Annotated in this window: 14 protein-coding genes and 1 pseudogene; 12 read left to right on the plus strand and 3 right to left on the minus strand. The window is 34.9% G+C overall.

Annotated features, from left to right (window positions below; all coding sequences use genetic code 11):
* Positions 1–67 precede the first annotated feature (67 nt).
* Positions 68–1,417, plus strand: a complete 1,350-nt coding sequence (locus tag ACFX4L_RS08580) for an FAD-binding oxidoreductase (protein ID WP_377383600.1) — start codon at positions 68–70, stop codon at positions 1,415–1,417.
* A 723-nt stretch (positions 1,418–2,140) separates the two neighbouring features.
* A pseudogene (locus tag ACFX4L_RS08585) lies at positions 2,141–2,539 on the plus strand (LysR family transcriptional regulator); the annotation flags it as partial.
* 83 nt (positions 2,540–2,622) lie between these two features.
* On the opposite strand, the gene ACFX4L_RS08590 reads toward ACFX4L_RS08585, so the two are convergent.
* Together ACFX4L_RS08590 and ACFX4L_RS08595 are read right to left on the minus strand one after the other, a co-directional pair.
* Complete coding sequence (locus tag ACFX4L_RS08590; RefSeq protein WP_377404746.1) at positions 2,623–3,408, minus strand: glucose-1-dehydrogenase; 786 nt, start codon at positions 3,406–3,408, stop codon at positions 2,623–2,625.
* 18 nt (positions 3,409–3,426) lie between these two features.
* Positions 3,427–4,278: a GRP family sugar transporter gene (locus ACFX4L_RS08595; protein WP_377404749.1), complete on the minus strand. Its 852-nt coding sequence runs from the start codon at positions 4,276–4,278 to the stop codon at positions 3,427–3,429.
* A 200-nt stretch (positions 4,279–4,478) separates the two neighbouring features.
* Between ACFX4L_RS08595 and ACFX4L_RS08600 the strand changes: the two genes are divergently transcribed.
* Positions 4,479–5,039: a thioredoxin family protein gene (locus ACFX4L_RS08600; protein WP_377404752.1), complete on the plus strand. Its 561-nt coding sequence runs from the start codon at positions 4,479–4,481 to the stop codon at positions 5,037–5,039.
* 240 nt (positions 5,040–5,279) lie between these two features.
* On the opposite strand, the gene ACFX4L_RS08605 is transcribed toward ACFX4L_RS08600, so the two are convergent.
* The gene (locus ACFX4L_RS08605; RefSeq protein WP_089362838.1) at positions 5,280–5,825 is read right to left on the minus strand and encodes a helix-turn-helix domain-containing protein; all 546 of its coding nucleotides are present in this window, start codon (positions 5,823–5,825) and stop codon (positions 5,280–5,282) included.
* Between the two features lie 452 nt (positions 5,826–6,277).
* On the opposite strand from ACFX4L_RS08605, the gene ACFX4L_RS08610 reads away from it, so the two are divergent.
* From ACFX4L_RS08610 to ACFX4L_RS08650, 9 genes are all read left to right on the plus strand, one after another.
* Entirely contained in the window at positions 6,278–6,517 is a 240-nt protein-coding gene (locus ACFX4L_RS08610) for a PLD nuclease N-terminal domain-containing protein (RefSeq protein ID WP_061461669.1), read from the plus strand.
* Positions 6,514–7,419 carry an ABC transporter ATP-binding protein gene (locus tag ACFX4L_RS08615; RefSeq protein WP_377404755.1) on the plus strand — a complete coding sequence of 302 codons (906 nt, stop codon included), beginning with the start codon at positions 6,514–6,516 and terminating at the stop codon, positions 7,417–7,419. The genes ACFX4L_RS08610 and ACFX4L_RS08615 overlap by 4 nt, the downstream gene beginning before the upstream one ends.
* Positions 7,416–8,204 carry an ABC transporter permease gene (locus tag ACFX4L_RS08620; RefSeq protein ID WP_089362839.1) on the plus strand — a complete coding sequence of 263 codons (789 nt, stop codon included), beginning with the start codon at positions 7,416–7,418 and terminating at the stop codon, positions 8,202–8,204. Before ACFX4L_RS08615 ends, ACFX4L_RS08620 begins: the two co-directional genes overlap by 4 nt.
* Positions 8,205–8,252: 48 nt before the next feature.
* On the plus strand, positions 8,253–8,969 hold the full coding sequence (locus ACFX4L_RS08625) for an ABC transporter ATP-binding protein (RefSeq protein WP_317777769.1): 717 nt from the start codon (positions 8,253–8,255) through the stop codon (positions 8,967–8,969).
* Positions 8,944–10,536 (plus strand): hypothetical protein, encoded by a 1,593-nt coding sequence (locus ACFX4L_RS08630; RefSeq protein ID WP_377404759.1) that lies wholly within the window; start codon positions 8,944–8,946, stop codon positions 10,534–10,536. Before ACFX4L_RS08625 ends, ACFX4L_RS08630 begins: the two co-directional genes overlap by 26 nt.
* 88 nt (positions 10,537–10,624) lie before the next feature.
* Complete coding sequence (locus tag ACFX4L_RS08635) at positions 10,625–10,909, plus strand: transposase (protein WP_377383584.1); 285 nt, start codon at positions 10,625–10,627, stop codon at positions 10,907–10,909.
* A gap of 836 nt (positions 10,910–11,745) precedes the next feature.
* Positions 11,746–12,402 (plus strand): hypothetical protein, encoded by a 657-nt coding sequence (locus ACFX4L_RS08640; protein WP_377383581.1) that lies wholly within the window; start codon positions 11,746–11,748, stop codon positions 12,400–12,402.
* Positions 12,403–12,414: 12 nt separating this feature from the next.
* On the plus strand, positions 12,415–19,938 hold the full coding sequence (locus ACFX4L_RS08645; protein WP_377404762.1) for an amino acid adenylation domain-containing protein: 7,524 nt from the start codon (positions 12,415–12,417) through the stop codon (positions 19,936–19,938).
* A 10-nt stretch (positions 19,939–19,948) separates the two neighbouring features.
* Positions 19,949–20,215, plus strand: a complete 267-nt coding sequence (locus ACFX4L_RS08650) for a phosphopantetheine-binding protein (RefSeq protein WP_125161872.1) — start codon at positions 19,949–19,951, stop codon at positions 20,213–20,215.
* Positions 20,216–20,236: the final 21 nt, after the last annotated feature.

Below are 20,236 nucleotides of genomic sequence, written 5' to 3' on the forward strand. Positions count from 1 at the left end.
TGTCTTTTCCTAAAGAATTTCATAGTATATATAATTCTCTACATCATCTGAGAAAGGGGTTTATATTTTGGAAAGAACAAAGCTTACCGGGCGTATCGTTACACCTAATGATGCCGAGTATGAGCATGCCAGGATAAATAATAACTTAAGTTTTCCTAAATTCCCAAAGGTCATTGTGTTTTGTCAAAATACCAATGATGTGTTGAATTCACTGAAGTGGGCCCGGGAAAATCATACACCTTTCCGGGTTAGGAGCGGCAGGCATAGTTATGAAAACTTTTCATTAGTGAACGGCGGTCTAATCATTGATATTAGTGAAATGTATAAGATCAAGGTCAATCGTGAAAAAATGATCGCAAAAATTGAAGCCGGAGCTGATTTAGGGCAAGTATATAATAAGCTATGGAAGTATGGAACGACGATTCCGGCTGGGACCGAAAGCGGTGTAGGTCTTGTAGGTCTTACGCTTGGCGGTGGTATAGGGATGTTAACGAGGCGCTTTGGACTTACTTGTGACAATCTGGTTGAAATAGAAATGGTAAGGGCGTGTGGAAAGATGGGCGCCAAACTCATTAAAGCAAATAGGAAAATTAATAGTGATTTATTTTGGGCATGCTGCGGGGGTGGAGGGGGAAACTTTGGCATAGTCACTTCTCTTACTTTCAGGGTACACCCTGTATCAAGGGTATCGGTTTTCTCCGTCACATGGGGGTGGAAAGATTTCGAAGCGGTGTTTAATGCCTGGCAGGATTGGGCCCCTCAAGCTGATGAATGTCTAACTTCTGAAATTGAATTCAAGGCAAAGGAAGTAAACCAAATTATCGCTCAAGGTGAATTTGTTGGAACGTCACATAGGTTAAAGCAGCTTCTAAAACCTTTGACGAAAACTGGTTCACCAACAAATGTCATGATAAAGGAAGTCCCGTACATTGAAGCCGTAAGATTCTTTAATGATCCGAGTGGAAATCGACCGGCCCATCGTAAGAGGTCAGGTTCTTTCATTGAAAAAACTTTTCCTCAGCGAGCAATCTTGACGATGAAGCATTTTCTGGAAAACGCTCCAAATGAAAATGCAGCCATTTGGCATCAATCCCTTGGAGGAGCGGCTGGCCGTGCGGAACCAACGGAAACGGCATTTTATTATCGGGATGCTTTAATCGCCCAGGAGTATTTGGCTACATGGACTAATCCAGAAGAAGAGCGGCATAACATTCATTGGATCAAGGAACTTAAGTACGCCTTGTCTCCGTATACGACCGGTGACTATGTGAATTGGCCGGATACCCTCATCAAAGATTGGCCAACTGCGTACTATGGAGAAAATTTCAAACGGCTTCGAGAAGTGAAAACGACCTATGATCCATACAATACGTTTAGATTCCCTCAAAGCATACCGCCATTAAAAAGGTGGGGTTGAATGGAAGCATCAAAATCATTTGTTATTAAAAGGCTTATTCCTCAATATGGGTACTCTATTATTTAGGTTTGTGTATATTAATTGAGGTAATCCCCAAAATCATGTTTATGAAAGTAAGGTTTGCGTAAGGTAACGTTTGCTTTTCCCTGATTTAATTGATTGTTATCAATTTATTGTTGAGGCATGTAGTTTCTTTCCTTATGTCATTATTGGAATTCCCTACATTAGGTTGACCCTTCTTTTCTTTTATAAGGAGAAAAAATATAACATATACATGATGGTCCATCAATTTCCTAAAAAGTGGACCGCTTGGAAAAGTCCCGAAACGTCCAAAAAAGATTGACGAACAAAGAATAGATAAGGATTCTGTGCATAACTTGTGGACAATAAATGATCAAGTGACCATCCAAATCCATGAAGCTTTAGTTTTTAAAATCGGGCAAAAAGAGAATGGAACTATTAGTTTTATTTACTTAGAATCCTCTACCTGCATAAATAGTATTAGGTTCCTTGAATACCATGTTGTATGAATCGCAATAAATATATCGTGACTTGTTGATTGTTCAGTTAATTAAATTACACCTTTACTTATTGGTTTTATAGGATTAAAATCGGTGAAAGAATTATTATAATAGGATGAGCTGATTGGACAACCAAAAGCTCCTGAACGCGATAAGCGAACAGGAGCTTTTTGCGTTCATTTTGGAAAAAGGAGTTGGGAAGATGAATATTGACCATATTGAAGCTTTTATGTATGTTGTTCACCTTAATAGTTTTCATAAAGCCGCAGAGGCAATGTTTTTATCACAGCCAACGGTTTCGGCAAGAATTAAGACACTTGAGAGTGAACTCGATTCAGTACTATTTGAGAGGCAAGGGAGAGGGATTATTTTAACCGAAAAAGGGAAAGCCTTCATTCCATTTGCGGATCAAATTATTCGCACCTTTCAACAGGGGAAAAAACAGTTGAAAACAGGAAGCGAACTGGAGGAAATAAAGATAGGGGCTAATATCATTACATCGCAATACTTTATTCCATTTGCTCTTCCTCTATGGAAAATGGAAAACCCCAATTTACGCTTTAAATTTATTTCAGCAACAAATGATGTATTAATGGAAAAATAAATTCTTTTCTACTATCCATATACATGACTTTTTCTTGTTATAAAAGGGAAATTTCAACAGCTACCTAAAACAGAAAAACTTTAGCCTTTTCCTGCTTGGAATCCTGGATATTTGGTCATTCCGCCATCAGCATATAAGGTCATGCCCGTTACGTAGCTTGATTCAGCTGAGGCTAGCCAGGCAGCACAAGCGGCAATCTGTTCCGGTTTACCGATATATCCCATCGGTATCAGGTCGATGACTTCTTGTTTAGATTTTGGGTCATTGAACTTCTCTGCATTGATGGGTGTGTCGATTGCGCCGGGGGAAATGTTATTTATCCGTATCCCTTTAGGAGCATATTCAAGTGCAAGGGTTTCTGTCATCATCTTCACTCCGCCCTTACTTGCTGCATAATGGACAAAATGAGGCCATGGAATCCGGTCATGAACGGAAGACATATTAATGATATTGCCCTTGATACCATGATCGAGCATATAATTGATAGCTTCCCTGCTTGCGAGGAACATACCCGTAAGATTTACATCGATGACTTTCTGCCAATCCTCAAGCGTCAGCTTTTCGCTCGGGACTTCATTTTCAATGCCTGCATTGTTGATCATGATGTCGATGGTACCGAAAGTGTCGATAGCAAATGAAAGTAATTTCTTTACATCTGCTTCCTTTGAAACGTCGCCTTGAATGGCTGCGGCTTTCCCGCCTGCTGCTTCAATCGTTTTAATGATTTCCTTATGGTCGCCATTTTCAGTGTGATAATTTAATACGACATGTGCTTTTTCTTTACCGAACCTTTCGGCCATGGCTTTACCTAACCCTTTTGCCGCCCCAGTGATCACGACTACTTTTTTCTCTAAATCTTCATACATCATTTATCGCTCCTTTTACTATTCTTTTGTAAAGCCAATCATGATTCCACCAGCAATTACGAGTACACATCCGATGATGACGAAGGCCATCTGCTTTTTGGATTTTCTCTCTCCTAAAAGAAAGATGCCTCCTAAAGTGGAAATGACGATTCCCATTTGGGAAAATGAGAATGCAATGGCAACGCCAACCTTTGGATTAGCGAGCAGGAGACCGATATTACCCACTGCCCACATCATTCCGGTTAGAATATTTCTTCCGGCATACTTATTAAACGGTTTATGTTTGATGGAAAGGAGCAGGGCAGCTAGGAACATGCCAATTGCTTGTGGCAGGATGGCCGACCATCCGTCAACTTCATTCCATCTGACAACAATGACATATGTAACATAACCCAACGTTGAAATGGAAAGATAAAAAATCCCTTTTTTCATGCTTCCTTCTTTTTTGTTTACACCGTCGCCATAGCTTGTCAGCAAGACACCCGTAATCAAGCAGATGATTGCAGCTATGCCGATGATGATTGTAATTTTGTCATTCCATTCCCTGAAAATGATAACGGCAAAAAATGTATTTCCCAGGATTTGCAGTCCGGTTGAGATTGGAACGGTTTTAGATACTCCGATTTCCTTGACGCTATTAAATTGAAATAATTGCCCGAATGCCCACCCTATTCCGGATATGATGCCGACAATCCAGACTAGACTGCTCCATTCCGGTGGATTGATGATAGACATCAAGATGGCAAACAGTAATGAACCGATTGTAATGCCAAGTGTTTGATTATAAGAGTTGCCTCCAAGTTTTTCGGAAACAAGCACTAAGCTGCCCCATGTCAATGCAGGGAGTAGCGCAAAGAGAAAACCTTCCACAAATTTCATCTCCTAAACTAGAAAACAATGTTCTAATGAATATAAAATAGTTAGTAAGCTATTGAATGTATTTAGAGTTTTCCCTTTACACGGGAATGAAAACATGGATTTAATTTACCATTTGTAATTTTAGGGCTGAAACAATGAAATAATAAGTGGTTTATGGTACTTTTAACTTAAAAATAGATAGGAGAAATAGTATGACGACACTGAATGAATGGTTTGAAAAGGGGATTCCGGCTAAAGAATTTATATCTTCGATGAAAGTCCATAAAGAAAACTTACAATCGATTCAGGAGCGTTTTTCCATTACTGAAGCGGATCAAGTTTTTTTTAATGAATTAAAATCGAAGGAACTTCGAGCAATTGTCATTACTGAAGACTGGTGCGGAGATGCAATGATGAATATACCTATTCTGCTGAATATATCTGAAGCGGCAAATATTGATACTCGCATGGTTTTACGAGATCAAAATCTTGAGCTGATCGATCAATACTTAACGAATGGAACAGCGCGTTCTATTCCAATCTTTATATTCATTGATAGGAATGGTGAAGAAAAAGCGGTTTGGGGACCTCGCGCACCAAAAGTGCAAGAGTACGTAATGGAGTTGAGATCTGACCTGCCTGCTAAGGATGATGAAAGTTTTGAGGCAGAGCAAAAAGAAGTTTTTAAAAAGATAACAGTGGCTTTTTCTGAAGATAAACACCTTTGGGACGAAGTATACGGCAGTATCAAGGAAGCTTTGGGGAAAAATTGATAGTTGATGAGTGACCCTCTTGCAGCTGACATCGGGTATACTCATTTTGATGTCCTCAAAGCAAATAATAAAAACTTGGTGGTAAACTTTTTTTATTGGAGTTTCTTCCATTATGAAGGGGCTGTTCCAAAAGAGATTGGGACCTATTGCTTGTGAATATATAGATATGTTTTTAACGTTTTTTTCTATATTTTTTATGGTTTATGGTACCATGGTTTTGGAACAGCCTTTTTCACTTGTTTATGATTCTGGAATAATTGTAACGCCGATGGTTCGTATTGGAGAGTCCTGTTTAGCACTTTGATCCGTAGCTTTGTAGTATTTCAACATTAAATCGTTCAATTCATTTTGAAAGTTAATAAAACTTTCATCATCAAGCTTTAGTTCTAAAAGTGAAAAGGTTGACCCATCTTCTGAGCAGTCTCTTTCTTCTAATTTAGTAAGATAGTTCTGATATTGAGTCATAAGGGATAATTGATAATAAGAAAAAAAGTTCAGTTTTTTCTCATTTGAAGATTTTTTCCATTCTTCCCCGCTAAGTCGCGCTTCTTCTTCATTTAAAACATAGTATTTTTCGGAAACGGATCTCACTTTTTTCTCTTTTACAATGCGAATGACCCCTGAATCCAACAAAACCTGTATATGTCTATATAATGTTGCTTGTGGTACATCTTTAATGATTTTTAACATTTCTAATGGTGTTAAACCATTTTCCCTGTTTCTCATTAAAGCTTGAGAAATCTTTATTCTTACAGGGTGCATTAAAATTTCAGCTTTATTAATCATCGTATTCTCCTTACATTAGAAATTAATAACTGGATAATGTTAATCAATTTTGATGTTTCAGCAGTTCTCTTTCCTTATAGGTCATGAATAATAAGTTTATTTAATCATATATTGTAATGTTGGAATCATTTTCATTTACGAAAATGACACATTTGGAAAAATAATATTACCGAAATATTTTTTCGAAGTAAATAAAAAGCCATTTTTAAATATTTTCAATTGTTAAAAGCTAATCTCTCCATGCAATAAAGCATAGAGGATTTACACGAATAAGCGTTAAAAATATCATTATATTTTTTATTGTTATTTATAATGATAATATTATCATTATAAATAACAATAAAAACTAAAACAATATTTTATAAAGAAAAAAATAGGTGCAATATTCCAGTTTACATGTTATCATTATTGATAATGATAACATTATTTCGTTATTAAAGGAGTGATTATATATGGAATTGCATTATGGATGGAACGAATTGAAAGATATTGATTTCATGTCTATTCTGCCGATTATTTTACCGGTAATTGTTATTGGATTGATTTTAGTCCTTATAGCATTGATTGATTTATACAGACATCGAAAGACGAGAAAAAATGTTTTATTGTGGACACTCATCATTATTTTTGCAAATACTATTGGTCCAATTCTGTACTTCGTTATTGGTAGAAAGGACAGTGACAGAATATGAAATTAGAAATTAGAAATGTTACAAAAAAATTCAAAGAAAAAACAGCGGTCAATAATTTTTCAATGGAACTGCAATCAGGGGAATGTGTTGGATTGATCGGGCCAAATGGGGCTGGTAAATCGACACTAATAAAAGTGATTGCAGATATTATAGATCCAAGTATGGGAGAGGTATTGCTTGATGGTAAGAAAATTTCAAAAATGAAAAAGGAAATAGGCTACTTACCGCAATACCCAAACTTCTTTCAATGGATGACTGCCAAAGAAACACTAACTTTCATGGGGCAGCTCTCAGGCATCAAGAAGGAAGAATTATTAAGGGGCATTCCAGAGATAATGTCGAAAGTAGGTTTGAGCGGGGAAGAGAATTCGAAGGTGAGGACTTTTTCAGGCGGAATGAAACAGAGGCTTGGAATTGCACAAGCGTTGTTACATAAACCAGCATTGATTGTCATGGATGAACCAGTTTCGGCATTAGATCCAATCGGCCGGAGAGAAGTGTTAAATATAATAAAAGAAATAAAGAAAGATACGACAATTTTAATATCGACACATATATTAAGCGATGCAGAAGAAATATGTGAGAGATTTGTCATTATAAAGAGTGGTAAAAAAATCGAAGATACAACAATGTCAGAATTATTAAACAGGAATAGCGGAAATAAAATTAATGTCGATATAACCTCTAAAAGTCAAAAATGGATTGAAAACGTTAAAAGCATGAACTTTGTAAAAGGTGTAGAGGTAACGGGAAATAAATTAAAGATAGAAGTGGAAAATATTGAATCGAACAAGAACATGTTACTCGCGAGTGCTCTTGAGCATAATGTTGATCTTGTAAGGTTTGAAATAGATAACGATACATTGGAAGAGATATTCTTAAAATTGGTGGTGGAAAAATGAATAATTTTACCGTTTTAGCGAAAAAGGAATTTGTTCAGATGGTACGTGAATTTAAAGTGATTTGGCTGCCACTTGTATTTATATTTTTAGGAATAACTCAACCAGTTGTAAGCTATTACTTACCTTCAATATTAGAGGCACTGGGTGGGGGCCAAGGAATCACGATTGATCCAAGCATGGCTGCCCAAAAAGGCGGCGAAGTTCTTGCAAGTACATTAGGGTCCCAATTTGATCAGCTGGGGGTCATGATCATCATCGTTTCCATGATGGGGGTCGTACAATCTGATAAAGCAAATGGTATGCTGGCTTTCATTCTTACAAGGCCCGTGACGGTTGTATCTTATATAAGCGGGAAAATCATTTCCAACTATCTATTTGTTGCCTGCAGTGTAGCATTAGGATACTTGGTTTCATATCTGTATGTAGTTTTTTTGTTTACGAGTGTTGATTTTGTGGATTTAATAATAGCTTTGTTGTTCTATCTGCTGTGGATTCTATTTATCGTTTCATTCACGACGATGATCAGTACCATTTTTAATAGTCAGGGTATTATTGCAATAATTTCGATTGTATTTCTCCTCGGCTGCAGAATCATTGTTGGTTTAAATCCGGTTATGGACAATTTGAATCCAGCAAGCATGAGTAAACATGCCATGGAAGTACTGATTTTAGGTACAGTCAATACACAGGCGATTTGGGGTGCATTAGCCGCACTTGCGTTGACGGCGCTAACGATATTAGTAACGAACATATGGATTTCAAAAAAGAAATTCAATAACGAATAAGTTTGGGAGGAAATGTGTTATTCATGAAGTGATTGGAGGATGATAACATTGTTAAGCATCACAGATTTAGAGAAAAGCTACTCAACAAAGAAGATATTGAATGGTGTAAATCTAAAAATCAAAAAAGGGGAAATTTTGGGTTTTATAGGTGCGAATGGTGCAGGAAAAACAACTACGCTGAATATTATTACGGGCATATTGGATTATGAAAATGGAAGGGTTGAAATAAATGGCCTGACCAAGGAAGACGGCATAGAATTTAAAAAACAATTTTTCTTCATTCCTGATACTATCAATGTATTTAAAAATGTTTCGGGGTTTGATTGGATTCGGTTCTTGATGAACCTATATGGGAATGATGACAAAGAACGTTTGGGGAAATATATCAATCGGTTTGGGATGCAGGATTCCATTAAAAAGCCAATGGGAAGCTATTCTTATGGGATGATGCATAAGGTATCCCTGATAGCGGCTTTTACCATTAATCCCCCGATCATCATTATGGATGAACCGTTAAATGGATTAGATCCAAACGCCGTTTTAGTTTTTAAGGGGTTAATCAAACAATATGTTGAAATGGGCGGTACAGTGTTTTTCTCGACACATCTGTTAGATGTGGCAGAAAAAATTTGTAATACAGTGGCTATTTTAAAAGAGGGTAAAATCATCCTGCATGATGAAATAAAAAATATAATAGGTGAAAGTTCTTTAGAATCTACCTTTATGGAGGCTCAGGTATATGAAGGAAAAACTTCAATTAACTAGATTTTTCGTTTCTTCCTTCTATAAAATGCCAAAGCAGACAATGCTGCAGGCTGTTTTGATAATAGCCGTTTTTTATATGTTTTTGCAGCTAACTGTCGTAAATGCCTTTGTTTATTTTCTTGGGGATACCCAGGTCTTCCTGTTTTACAATTTAACCATTTCGAGCATTCTCGTCTTTGCATTGGTTTGCTATTTATCCACATCGCAAATTTTTGCTTATTATGAATTTAAAGTATTGGCTCCGCTGCCACTGACCTATAAGGAGATATCAAAGGCTAAGGTACTAAGTAGCTTATGGGTACCTATCATCTTATCGATGGTAATCCAAGTGCCGACCATGGGATTCTTGATAGTCGGACATAAGTTTATGGAAGCGATTAAATTATTTATATTTTTACCCATTGTAAATGGATTAACGGCATTAATCCTCCTATTCATTCTGTCGTGCATTAATAGGTATTATTATAAATTCAAAAATAAAGTAGCATATTTAATGGTGAACATTGCTGTCATCCTAATGCTTTTGATTATTTCCATTGTTTATTTTGCTGGAAAATCATCAATTGCTATATCAAAGGTCATTTCGGAAATTGATTTGAATTCTATTGAAGGGTTAAAAAACTCGTTGGAATTCATAATGAAACATATGTTTGAAACCGCAAATATGATTCCAGTGATTAATTGGATACTAGATGCATTTGTATCAAATGAAATAACTGCTCATTTTCTTGTTATCTATATTTCGACAATATTAATCAGTTTCCTATTATATACATTCATTATAGAAAACATTTCTGTTAATTATTTTAAAAACGGGTTATTGGAAAATAATAAAATGAATATGAAAAACTCAAAGGTCAATATCTCCAAAAATCAATGGAGTAACTATTTACAAAGAGAGATATGGATCATTAAGTCTGAAGCATATTTTAAGATGCAAATAGTTTTAGGTCTTTTATTACCGCCAATCTTTTCACTAGTAATGCTATTGTTGATACAGAAGGAAGTGTTTCCAAATTATTTGGATATAACGAAAGAAGGAGTCTTTGATAAATACTTTTCATATTCTGTCCTCTTTTTGAGTTGTATAAATAATATAAGCGGAACCCCATATTCAAGAGAAGGGAAATATCATTATTTACTGAAAAGTGCCCCTTTTAATGAAAGATATGTTTATTTTTCTAAAGTGATATTTTCATCAATTATCAGTATTATAGCCGTAGTGATCAGCTTTTTAATATTTGCTCTATTTGGCCATTGGGAATTGGAAAGTGCAGTCATGTTGTTAATTATTTCTTGTTTAGTGGTTTGCTATAATCTTCTAACACCCATATATGATATGAAAAACCCAAGTATAGAATGGGAGAACCCATCAGCTGCAATTAAATCAAACCCCAATGTATTAATAAGCCTACTTTATGGATTTCCATTTTTAATCATGGTTGCACTCATTCATTTTGGCTTGGTCTGGTTCAGTGTCCAGCCAATTATGGGAGCTCTCATAATTTTAATGATCGTAATAGTAATCAATTCCGTTTTGGTTAATAGGTTGAAACTATATTTATGAAAGTCTTTATATTAGAAAAATTTTTTTCGTTGATAAAGGATGTACAGAAAATCGGCACTAAATAAATTTAAAAAAGGAGTGTCTTATTATGGGGAAGCACCATGATAAAGATTTTAAAATTTATGCTGCTCGATTAGTATTGGAAGAAGGCAGAAAACCTAGAGAATTGGCCGAAGAGCTCAATATCTCGATACCTACATTAAGAAATTGGATCAATAATTATAAAGAAACAAATGAACAGGGCTTGGAGGATTCCCGTAATGGTTTTACAGGGCTAAGTCTGAAAGAGGAAAAGGATAAAATAATCAAAGACTTACAGGAGGAGAATGAGATATTAAAAAAGGCAATGCATATTTTCACGAAACAACCATAAATGAATGAACAGTATATAAAGCCATTTTTTATTTTTCACAATTATAGTGAAAAATAAAATACGGCTTTTTTTATTGGAGAAATAAAGGTGGCCAATTAAAAATTTTTATATTTTTATAAAAATATTTAAATAAATTAATATTAGGTAAATTGGTAAAGTTATTATTTAATGTAGATAATTTACAAATTTTTAATGGACTCGACAAAATTGTTGTGATAAAGTGTTATCGATAATGATAATAGGCAATAATTAACCTAGAAAATGAAATATTTGTTTTAAAAAAGAAATTTTACAGGATAAAAATGGATGTAATTTGGAGGAGAGTCATTATAATTGATTGAATATTTTATGAATAAGAAAAAAATTTTCAAAACTTAGATAAAGTTTTATGAAGCGGATTCAGTCAATTTGGACTATAAATTGATGATATTTTCAACGAAAAGAATGGAATTATTTAATTTGCAAGCTGGCCCCAAAAAATCATCGAAGCAAAGAAAAGTTTGTTTGTGAAAAAAAGCAATTATGAATTTTTAGATATAGGTTTGGATGAAATAAAGAATATATCCCTGTTGAAAGGAGAATTTGGACAGCCGGTAATTGTTAATAACTTGTCTTTTACCAATGAACATCGGTATTTCCATCACTCATACAGATAAAACTTTTGGAATCTTGATTTTTGATCAACTGCATCCAATGGGAATCGATATTGAAGCTAAAACGAAAACTGACTCTGACTTTTTGGAGGCATTTAACGGAATCCGACAAAAAAAGATTAAGGAAAGTGAAGGAGTTTATTTTCTAATAAATTCCAGGAAATAAATTGAGGGGGAATACCAATGGAGTTAAAAGTGGAAGCAAATGCTGAATTTAAAAATAACAAACTAGTACAATATCTATTTAAAAAAGAGGAAAGAGTACATAAGTTAATCATTTCGTTATTGATCCTCAGTTTAATTGCAGGTATCGAGACGACGCTTTTGTTATATTCTGCAGATCAAAAAGGGATGAATGTATTAAATGGCATGTCCATTTCAGAGATAGGGGTCATGAGTTTTGCCATAAACACAATTGTTATGGGAGCTCTTGGATTATTGGTTACATTTATTATTCAAATAATAATTGTATGCCTATTATTTTTATTCTCAAAAGAAAGATCGGTAAATATAAAAGGGATTTGTCAAGCTGTCATTAATGCAGGGATATGCATTGTAGTTGGATCTGGTGTTAATGCAATAATCGCATTATTGGTTAAGAGCAAGGAAACGACATTTACTAGTTTATCCTTACTCGTGCATGATAAAACTTCAATTCTTCACACATTCATGGCTGAGTTTGAATTGTTTTATATTGTCAGTTTAATTTTATTCAGCTATAGCTTAGAAAAATTAGCACTCATTAAGAGAAAAAAAGCATTAATCATAACGATTTTCATAGCTTTAATTTCTTTAGTTTTTCATATGTTGACGGTCGCATCAGGCACATATTTAAAATGATGGGGGAAAATGATGAATATGGATTCTTTAGTGAATTTATTTGAGGCAAGTGTTAGGAAATATGAGGACAATATTGCAGTAAGAAATAAAGATATGCACTTTTCATATAAAGAAACAAATATTTTGGCAAATAAAATGGCGATGTATATAAAGGATCAAGGGATAAATATAGGAGACAATGTCGGAATCTATATTGAAAAGTCCGAGTATGTTTTATTTTTAATCATAGCACTCCTTAAATTGGGTGTTACCTATGTACCTATCGACCCTAAAAGTCCGGATGAAAGAGTAAAGCATATAATAAGGAATTCGGAATTGAAGTTATTAATAGGGGATAAAGGTCAGCTTGACGATATTGATTGTGGGCATTTAACCATTGATGAGGTGGTAGAGAATTCTAAAGATATGACAGGTGATAATTTACATACCTTAATTGACCCAAAGGATCCAGCTTATATCATTTTTACATCGGGCTCAACCGGCAAGCCTAAAGGAGTTTGTGTTTCACATGAAAATGTCATGAACTTGTTTTTAGGTTGCGAGGGTTTGTTCGAGTTTAGTAATAAAGATAAATGGACATTTTTCCATTCCTACGCATTTGACTTTTCCGTTTGGGAGATGTGGGGAGCTTGGATTTATGGCGGAGAAGTCGTAATGGTTTCATTTGAAGAAAGCAGAAATCCAATATCTTTTGTTGATTTAATGGTAAGTACTCAAACAACCGTTTTTAATTGTACGCCAAGTGCTTTCTTCGAGGTGAGTGGAGAGCTCATAAATCGTCAAAATGAATTGAGTTTAAAATACATTATATTTGGAGGGGAAGCATTAAACTTCAAAAAATTGGCGCAGTGGTTTTCGCCAGAAAACGGCAGGCTGCCAAAGCTAATAAATATGTATGGAATAACTGAAACCACCGTTCATGTAACATACAAAGAAATCGCTAAAAGTGATGTTGAAAAAGGAATCACTAATATCGGAAAAGTCCTGCCTCATCTTGGATTTAAAGTAATGAATCAAAATGGAGAAGAAGTAATTGGAGATGAAGAGGGCGAGTTATACGTTTCAGGAAAAGGTGTTTCGCTAGGTTACTATAAAAATGCCATGATGAATAAGATGAAATTTACTTATATCGATAATGTTCGCTACTATAAGTCAGGGGATGTAGTGAAAGTTTTAGATGATGGGGATCTGCAATATATCTCCAGGAATGATGAGCAAGTGCAGCTAAGGGGTTTCAGGATTGAATTAGGGGAAATTGAGAGCTCGTACAATGAATTGAAAAACATCAAGAATGCTGTCGTTACAATAGATACAGCGTTTAATGATGATAAGCATTTATTTTTATACTATGTTGCTGATGAGGAATTAGCTGCTGATTATTTGAGGGAAAGTGTAGGAAGCTCATTACCGTCCTATATGATACCAAGCTTTTTTATCAAGGTAGACAACATCCCTTTAACTGTAAACGGAAAACTGGACAAAGCATTATTACCCAAAGTCATTATAAAAGACAGTGAAACTGCATCGAGTATTAAGAGTCCAGCAGATGAAAAAATAAGTGAAAAAGTAAGAGAAGTGGTTGTTAGCATCATAGGTAATGAGGTTATAAAAAATAATCAGTCATTACTTGAAAGTGGAATGAACTCATTATCGATAATGAGATTAATTGTCAAGATAAAAGATCAATTCAATACCGAAATCGCTCCTTCAGTTTTTTTGGATAACGATACGATTGCGAAATTATCCCAAGTTTTAGAAACCCGTAAAAAAGAAGAGGTAAAGCAAGATTATATACCTATAAATGACATGAATACATACCCTTTAACATATGAACAAGAAAATTTGTGGTTCATTCACCAAACCAATGTAGATAAATCGTTATATAACATAGTTTTTTCTTATGAAATATCAGGTGAAGTGAATAAAGGAAAACTGGAGATATCTTTAGATAAGCTGAGCAATAAACATCAAATTTTAAAAAGTATCATAAGAGAACAATCTGGAAAAGGCATCTTGGTTTTTGATGAGTCGATTAACCATTGTATTAACTATATTGATGTTTCGGACATTCCTTTAGACATACAGGAAGAAAAAATAAATCACTTGGTGAATGAAGAAACGGAACGACAATTCGATATAAGTAATGGTCCTCTCTTATGGATTGCGTTAGTGAAGAAAAATGAATGTGAATATCAATTAATATGTAATATCCATCATATTATTTTTGATGGTTGGTCGATTCCATTAATGATCAATGATTGGTTTTCCATTTATGAGGAAATCGAGAATGGGGAACAAAATGATATAAATAACAAATCCATTCAATATGGAGATTATGCTTTATGGCAAAAAAACTCACCAAATTATATAAGTGGCAAGGATAATGAGTTCTGGAGTAATGAAATAACTGCATTACAGCAAAAGTCCTTATTACAATATGATCATCAAAAAACAGGAGAAGGTAAAAGCACTTCCGATATTATCAGCTTCTTGTTACCAAAAGATATTCAACACAATCTAGAAAGTCTTCATAAAAAAACGAAGTCGACTTTGTTCATGAGTTTACTTACAGCCTATCAAACCTTTTTGTCTGTTTATTTTGATGAAGAGGAAGTTGTCGTCGGAAGTCCATTGGCGAAGAGAAACCATGTGGATACAGAACAATTGATAGGTTATTTCGTCAACACCTTGCCCTTTAAAATAAAGGTATCTCAGGATGATTCATTTAAAGGGATTTTAAGAAAAAATATAAAAAATATTGCAGGTGTTTTTGACCATCAAAATTTACCTACTAAAGAAATTTTAAAATATTCATCGGAAGAAAGAACCATGGAAAATACGCCTTTGTTCGATACAGTATTTGTTCTGCAGAATAACCAAAAAGAAAAGCTGGCGTATAAAGATTTCAAATTAAAACCAAAAAAAATCAATACCTTTAAAGCTAAATTTGATTTGGTTGTTCAGGTAGAGGAAATTGATGAGGATGAATTAGTCATTTCGTTTGAATTCAACAAATCATTATTCAATAAAACGACGATTCAAAGAATGGCTAAAAATTTCAAATATTGGCTGCAAGAGATTACAGCCCAGGAAAGCAGGAAATTAAAGGACATTACCTATTTAGAGCCTGCACAGTTACAATCACTAATCGAAATGGGGACAAGTAACGTAAAACAAGAAATGGAAGATCAACATTTTGAAGATGTAATAACTAGGTTTGAGAATAAAGTACGTACAAATTTCAATGATATTGCCATTGTTCATGGAGATGATCAAGTATCGTATAGCGAGTTAAATGCCCGGGCAAATCAGGTGGCACATAAATTATTCCGAAACGATGTAGGTGCAGAAGATAGAATAGGTATTTTTATGGATCGATCGATCAATATGGTAACGGCTATTTTAGCCGTTATGAAAGTTGGGGCAGGGTACGTGCCTTTGGACCCGTCACAGCCAGAGTCGCGGCTGAAACATATGATTGAGGATTCTCAAATCATATATTGTTTAAGTAATGAAGAAGGACTTTCAAAGTATCCCGGTGATGAAGGAAAACTAATATTGATCGAAGACATACTAAAAGTAAGAGAAAGTGAATGTGAAGAATTCGATTCAAGAAAGCTATCGGATAATGATTTGGCCTATATCATCTACACTTCAGGAACAACGGGAAAACCTAAAGGAGTCATGATTGAACATGGCGGATTGGCAAACCTCTGTGATTGGCATATCGATTATTATTCTGTTGATGAAAAAGATGCAGCATTACTGGTTTCGAATACATCTTTTGACGCTTCTGTTTGGGAGGCATTCCCTTACCTAACGAATGGGAATAAACTCCTGATTCTGGATTACTATGATTTACTGGATGTTGAGATCCTTTCGGAGAAGTTAGAAAAGGAGAGTGTCACACTCGCATTTTTTTCAACGGGACTGCTAGAGCAATTATTTATCAACGAAATGAAATTCCCGCAATCAATCAGAGCTATATTGACAGGTGGGGATCGTTTAAAAACGAAACCTGATCGTTTGAGTTTTGACTTATATAATAATTATGGGCCAACGGAGGGTACTGTGGTAGCGACTGTATATAAGGTACTTCCAAGTGATGATACAGTGATCCCCATTGGTAAGCCAATTCTAAATGCAGAAGCGTTCGTGTTGAATTCCAGGATGAAGCCTACACCTAAAGGTCAAATAGGCGAGCTGTATATCGGCGGAAAAGGAATTGCAAGAGGATATATAAATAATCCGGTGAAGAACGATGAAAGCTTTATTCCGAGTCCGTTCAATCCCTCAAAAAAGCTTTATAAAACTGGAGATTTGGTTAAGTATACCGAGGATGGAAATTTACTATTTGCAGGAAGAGCGGATGACCAAGTGAAAATCCGGGGATATCGTATCGAACTTGGTGAGATCAGTGCTGTTCTAAACAAATGTACAGGTATAAAGGATTGCTTTATCGCGATAAAAGATGAATCTAAATCGAAGAAATTTATCATTGCTTATTATATCTCAGACAATGATCTGGAAGAAAATCATATCAGGGATTATATGAAGAATCATCTTCCTCATTATATGATTCCTTCTTACTTCATTAAAATGGAGTCTTTTCCGCTGACCGTTAACGGCAAAGTGGATACGAAGAGCTTACCGGATACAAAAACGAACTCGGAAGAGACTAAAAGTAAAAGTGTCATTAATGAAACGGAACAAAAATTGCTAAAGATATGGAAAGAGGTCCTGAATAATCAGGAAATAGTCATCCGCGATAACTTTTTCGAATGTGGGGGAGACTCCATCCTAAGCATTCAAATTTGTTCACTTGCCAAGAAAGAAAATCTTTTCATTACTTCAAAAGATATCTTTGAAAAACAAAGTATCGAAGAGCTGGCAAAGGTTGTGGAATCGACGGGGGATTTAACGATAAATCAGTCTGACGTTTTTGGAAAGGCATCATTTACACCTATTCAAAGTTGGTTTTTCTCTCAACAAATAAATAATTATAATCATTGGAATCAATCCGTAACATTAAAGGGCTACCCGCAACTGAGTGAGAAAAGGCTTATGAAGATCATGGCGCATATCGTTAAACATCATGATGGGCTGAGATCAAGGTTCACTAGCAAAGAAGCATTTTCACAAATAGAAAAAAATACGGATCCGAATGAAAATTGGACTTTGAATTACGTAAATCTATCAAACATGAATAAGGACATACAAGAACAGGAAATTGTTAAACTCGGAATCGATGCACAAGAGGGCATAAACATTTCAAACGGACCGCTGATGAAAATTGTATGCATCAATACAGGCAAAAATGAGCATAGAATCATTTGGATCATTCATCATTTACTTGTTGATGGGGTTTCCTGGAGAATCTTAATCGAAGACTTTGACCGGCTATATATTCAAGATATTAACGATCAAGAACTAAAACTGGATAATAAAACGACATCATATAAGGAATGGGCAAATAACCTTAATGATTACAAAAATAGTATTCCTTTAGTCGTTAAAGAGTACTGGTTGAATGAGAATAATGCACTGTATGAAAACGCCTTGGTCAAAACAGGGAATGTATACGATGGAAGATCATTTGATATGAAGCTGAATAAAGAAATTACAAACAAAATCTATAATGAAATGACAAAAGCTCATAAAGCATCTATCGATGAAATATACTTATCTATTTTTGCAATGCTAATCGGGAATTATTTTAATAAAAAAGATATTCATTTTACTTTGGAGGGACATGGTCGCGAAGAATTATTCGCAGATGTCGATTTATCCAGAACAGTGGGATGGTTTACGACCATGTGCCCGGTTTATTTAGAAAATAAAGAATCCATTACAAACACGATTAAAGGTACAAAGAAAAAGTTAAGGGCCTTGCCTAATAAAGGGATTGAGTATGGGATCATGACCGAATTATGTGGCGAGACACAAATGAAACAAAATAAGCCACTTATCAGTTTTAATAATTTAGGTAGATTTCATCAAAACAATGAATTGGCTGCGAAGGAGGTCATCTTTTTTAGTGAACATGATATTCAACATAATTCCTATACCGAGCATGAAATCGATATCGAATTACTTGTAGTGAATGAAGAGCAAACTATAAAAATAAACTACAACAGACATTTCGTAAGAGAAGATTTTGAGAATTATGTTCAAAACAATTTGCTGGAATTGTTGGAAGCAGTGACAAAATTGGAAAATTCGATGTACGGGCCGGAAGACTTTCCAATAGTGGATGTGCCTGAAGAGGAACTTAACCAACTACTAAGCAAAGAAACAGGAATTGTTGATATTTATGAATTGACTGCTTTGCAAAAAGGGATGTTATATCATAGTTTATTTGATAGTGAGAGCAGTCAGTATAAAGTACAACTCATTTTTGATATTAAAGGCGTTCTGGACGTCGCAAAATTAAAGAATGCCATTGGGACAGCAGCTGGGAAACATGACATTTTAAAAACGAAATTATATTCAAGTAGAAAAGGGATATTCTATCAACTATTAATGAGTTCCATGGATATCGAGATTAAATATGAAGAAATGACCGATCATCAAGCGAAGCTGGAAAAGTTGTTAGCAGATCAATACAAAATCATAGATATCGAGAACAATAGGTTGAATAGCTTCATGATCGTTAAGCTTGCGGAAAATGAGTACCAATTAATATGGACATTCCATCATATTATTATGGATGGTTGGAGTTATTCGATGGTGATTAATGACATTTTTGACTCTTATCATTCAATAACACCGTCATCATCTTTGAGTACCTCATTTAAAAAGTATGTTGAATATATGAAAGATTATACGAGTAATAAGGAGCTGCGGGACTATTGGGCAGGGAAACTGGAAGGTGTCCGAAGTTCTGTACCTAGTTTAACGGGAATGTTGGAAGGCGAGGGTTACATTGAGAATAGCTACTTGAAAGTACTGGATGAGGAATTGAGTGATTCCATTCAACGATTCTGTCAGGAATACAAGATTACCATGAATACTTTCTTTCTAACTATTTGGCTAGCTACTTTAAAAGAAATAAAAGGTACGGATAATGTATGTTGCGGCGTAGTGACATCAGGCAGGAATATCCCGGTCCAAAATATTGAGGTTATGGTTGGTCCATTTATCAATACCGTTCCGTTTATAAAGAATATCAGCCAAGAGAAGACCTACATGGAACTGCTGGATGAGGTTCAAAAGGAATTTTTGGAACTAAGTGCCTATGAGAATACACCATTATCAGAAATTTATGAATGGGCTAATATGAAAGATCATTTATTTGACTCATTATATGCTTTTGAAAACTATCCCATGCAACTAGCTAATACTGGTGAAATCAATGTAAGTTTGAAAGAAGGGCGGGAAACCACCCATTATCCAATCGTCATCATCATTAACCCTGGTTCAAGTGTTCAAATTAAGTTTAATGAGGCAGCGGTCAATCTAAAGTTAAGGACATCAGTCATTTCTATATTTAATCAAATCTTAAACGGAATGTTAGAAAAAATGAAAGTTAAGTGAGGGGAAATATATGGAGACAACTATTGCGGTCAAGGAAAGGTTAATTGAGGAAAAGCTTATTGGATTTTGGAAAGAGATCTTAGAACAAGAAACCATTGGTACAGATTCTAATTTCTTTGATTTAGGGGGGAATTCCCTTTTAGCTATGCAATTTATTCAAATGGTGAAGAATAACATGGGAGTAAGATTGCCAATCAAAGTGTTGTTCGAACAATCAACCATACAGGAACTATCTGTACTCATCAAACAATTGGACGATATTAATAAGTTAAGTTGAATGGAAAAGAATTGAGGTGAT

The sequence above is a fragment of the Peribacillus sp. YIM B13482 genome (assembly GCF_042787975.1).
GTDB lineage: Bacteria > Bacillota > Bacilli > Bacillales > DSM-1321 > Peribacillus > Peribacillus simplex_A.

What these genes read in the sequence shown, in the direction of transcription:
- ACFX4L_RS08590 (WP_377404746.1), bottom strand. Translation starts at nt 3,408, where the DNA reads ATGTATGAAGATTTAGAGAAAAAAGTAGTCGTGATCACTGGGGCGGCA.
- ACFX4L_RS08600 (WP_377404752.1), top strand. Translation starts at nt 4,479, where the DNA reads ATGACGACACTGAATGAATGGTTTGAAAAGGGGATTCCGGCTAAAGAA.
- ACFX4L_RS08605 (WP_089362838.1), bottom strand. Translation starts at nt 5,825, where the DNA reads ATGATTAATAAAGCTGAAATTTTAATGCACCCTGTAAGAATAAAGATT.
- ACFX4L_RS08610 (WP_061461669.1), top strand. Translation starts at nt 6,278, where the DNA reads ATGGAATTGCATTATGGATGGAACGAATTGAAAGATATTGATTTCATG.
- ACFX4L_RS08615 (WP_377404755.1), top strand. Translation starts at nt 6,514, where the DNA reads ATGAAATTAGAAATTAGAAATGTTACAAAAAAATTCAAAGAAAAAACA.
- ACFX4L_RS08620 (WP_089362839.1), top strand. Translation starts at nt 7,416, where the DNA reads ATGAATAATTTTACCGTTTTAGCGAAAAAGGAATTTGTTCAGATGGTA.
- ACFX4L_RS08630 (WP_377404759.1), top strand. Translation starts at nt 8,944, where the DNA reads ATGAAGGAAAAACTTCAATTAACTAGATTTTTCGTTTCTTCCTTCTAT.
- ACFX4L_RS08635 (WP_377383584.1), top strand. Translation starts at nt 10,625, where the DNA reads ATGGGGAAGCACCATGATAAAGATTTTAAAATTTATGCTGCTCGATTA.
- ACFX4L_RS08640 (WP_377383581.1), top strand. Translation starts at nt 11,746, where the DNA reads ATGGAGTTAAAAGTGGAAGCAAATGCTGAATTTAAAAATAACAAACTA.
- ACFX4L_RS08645 (WP_377404762.1), top strand. Translation starts at nt 12,415, where the DNA reads ATGAATATGGATTCTTTAGTGAATTTATTTGAGGCAAGTGTTAGGAAA.
- ACFX4L_RS08650 (WP_125161872.1), top strand. Translation starts at nt 19,949, where the DNA reads ATGGAGACAACTATTGCGGTCAAGGAAAGGTTAATTGAGGAAAAGCTT.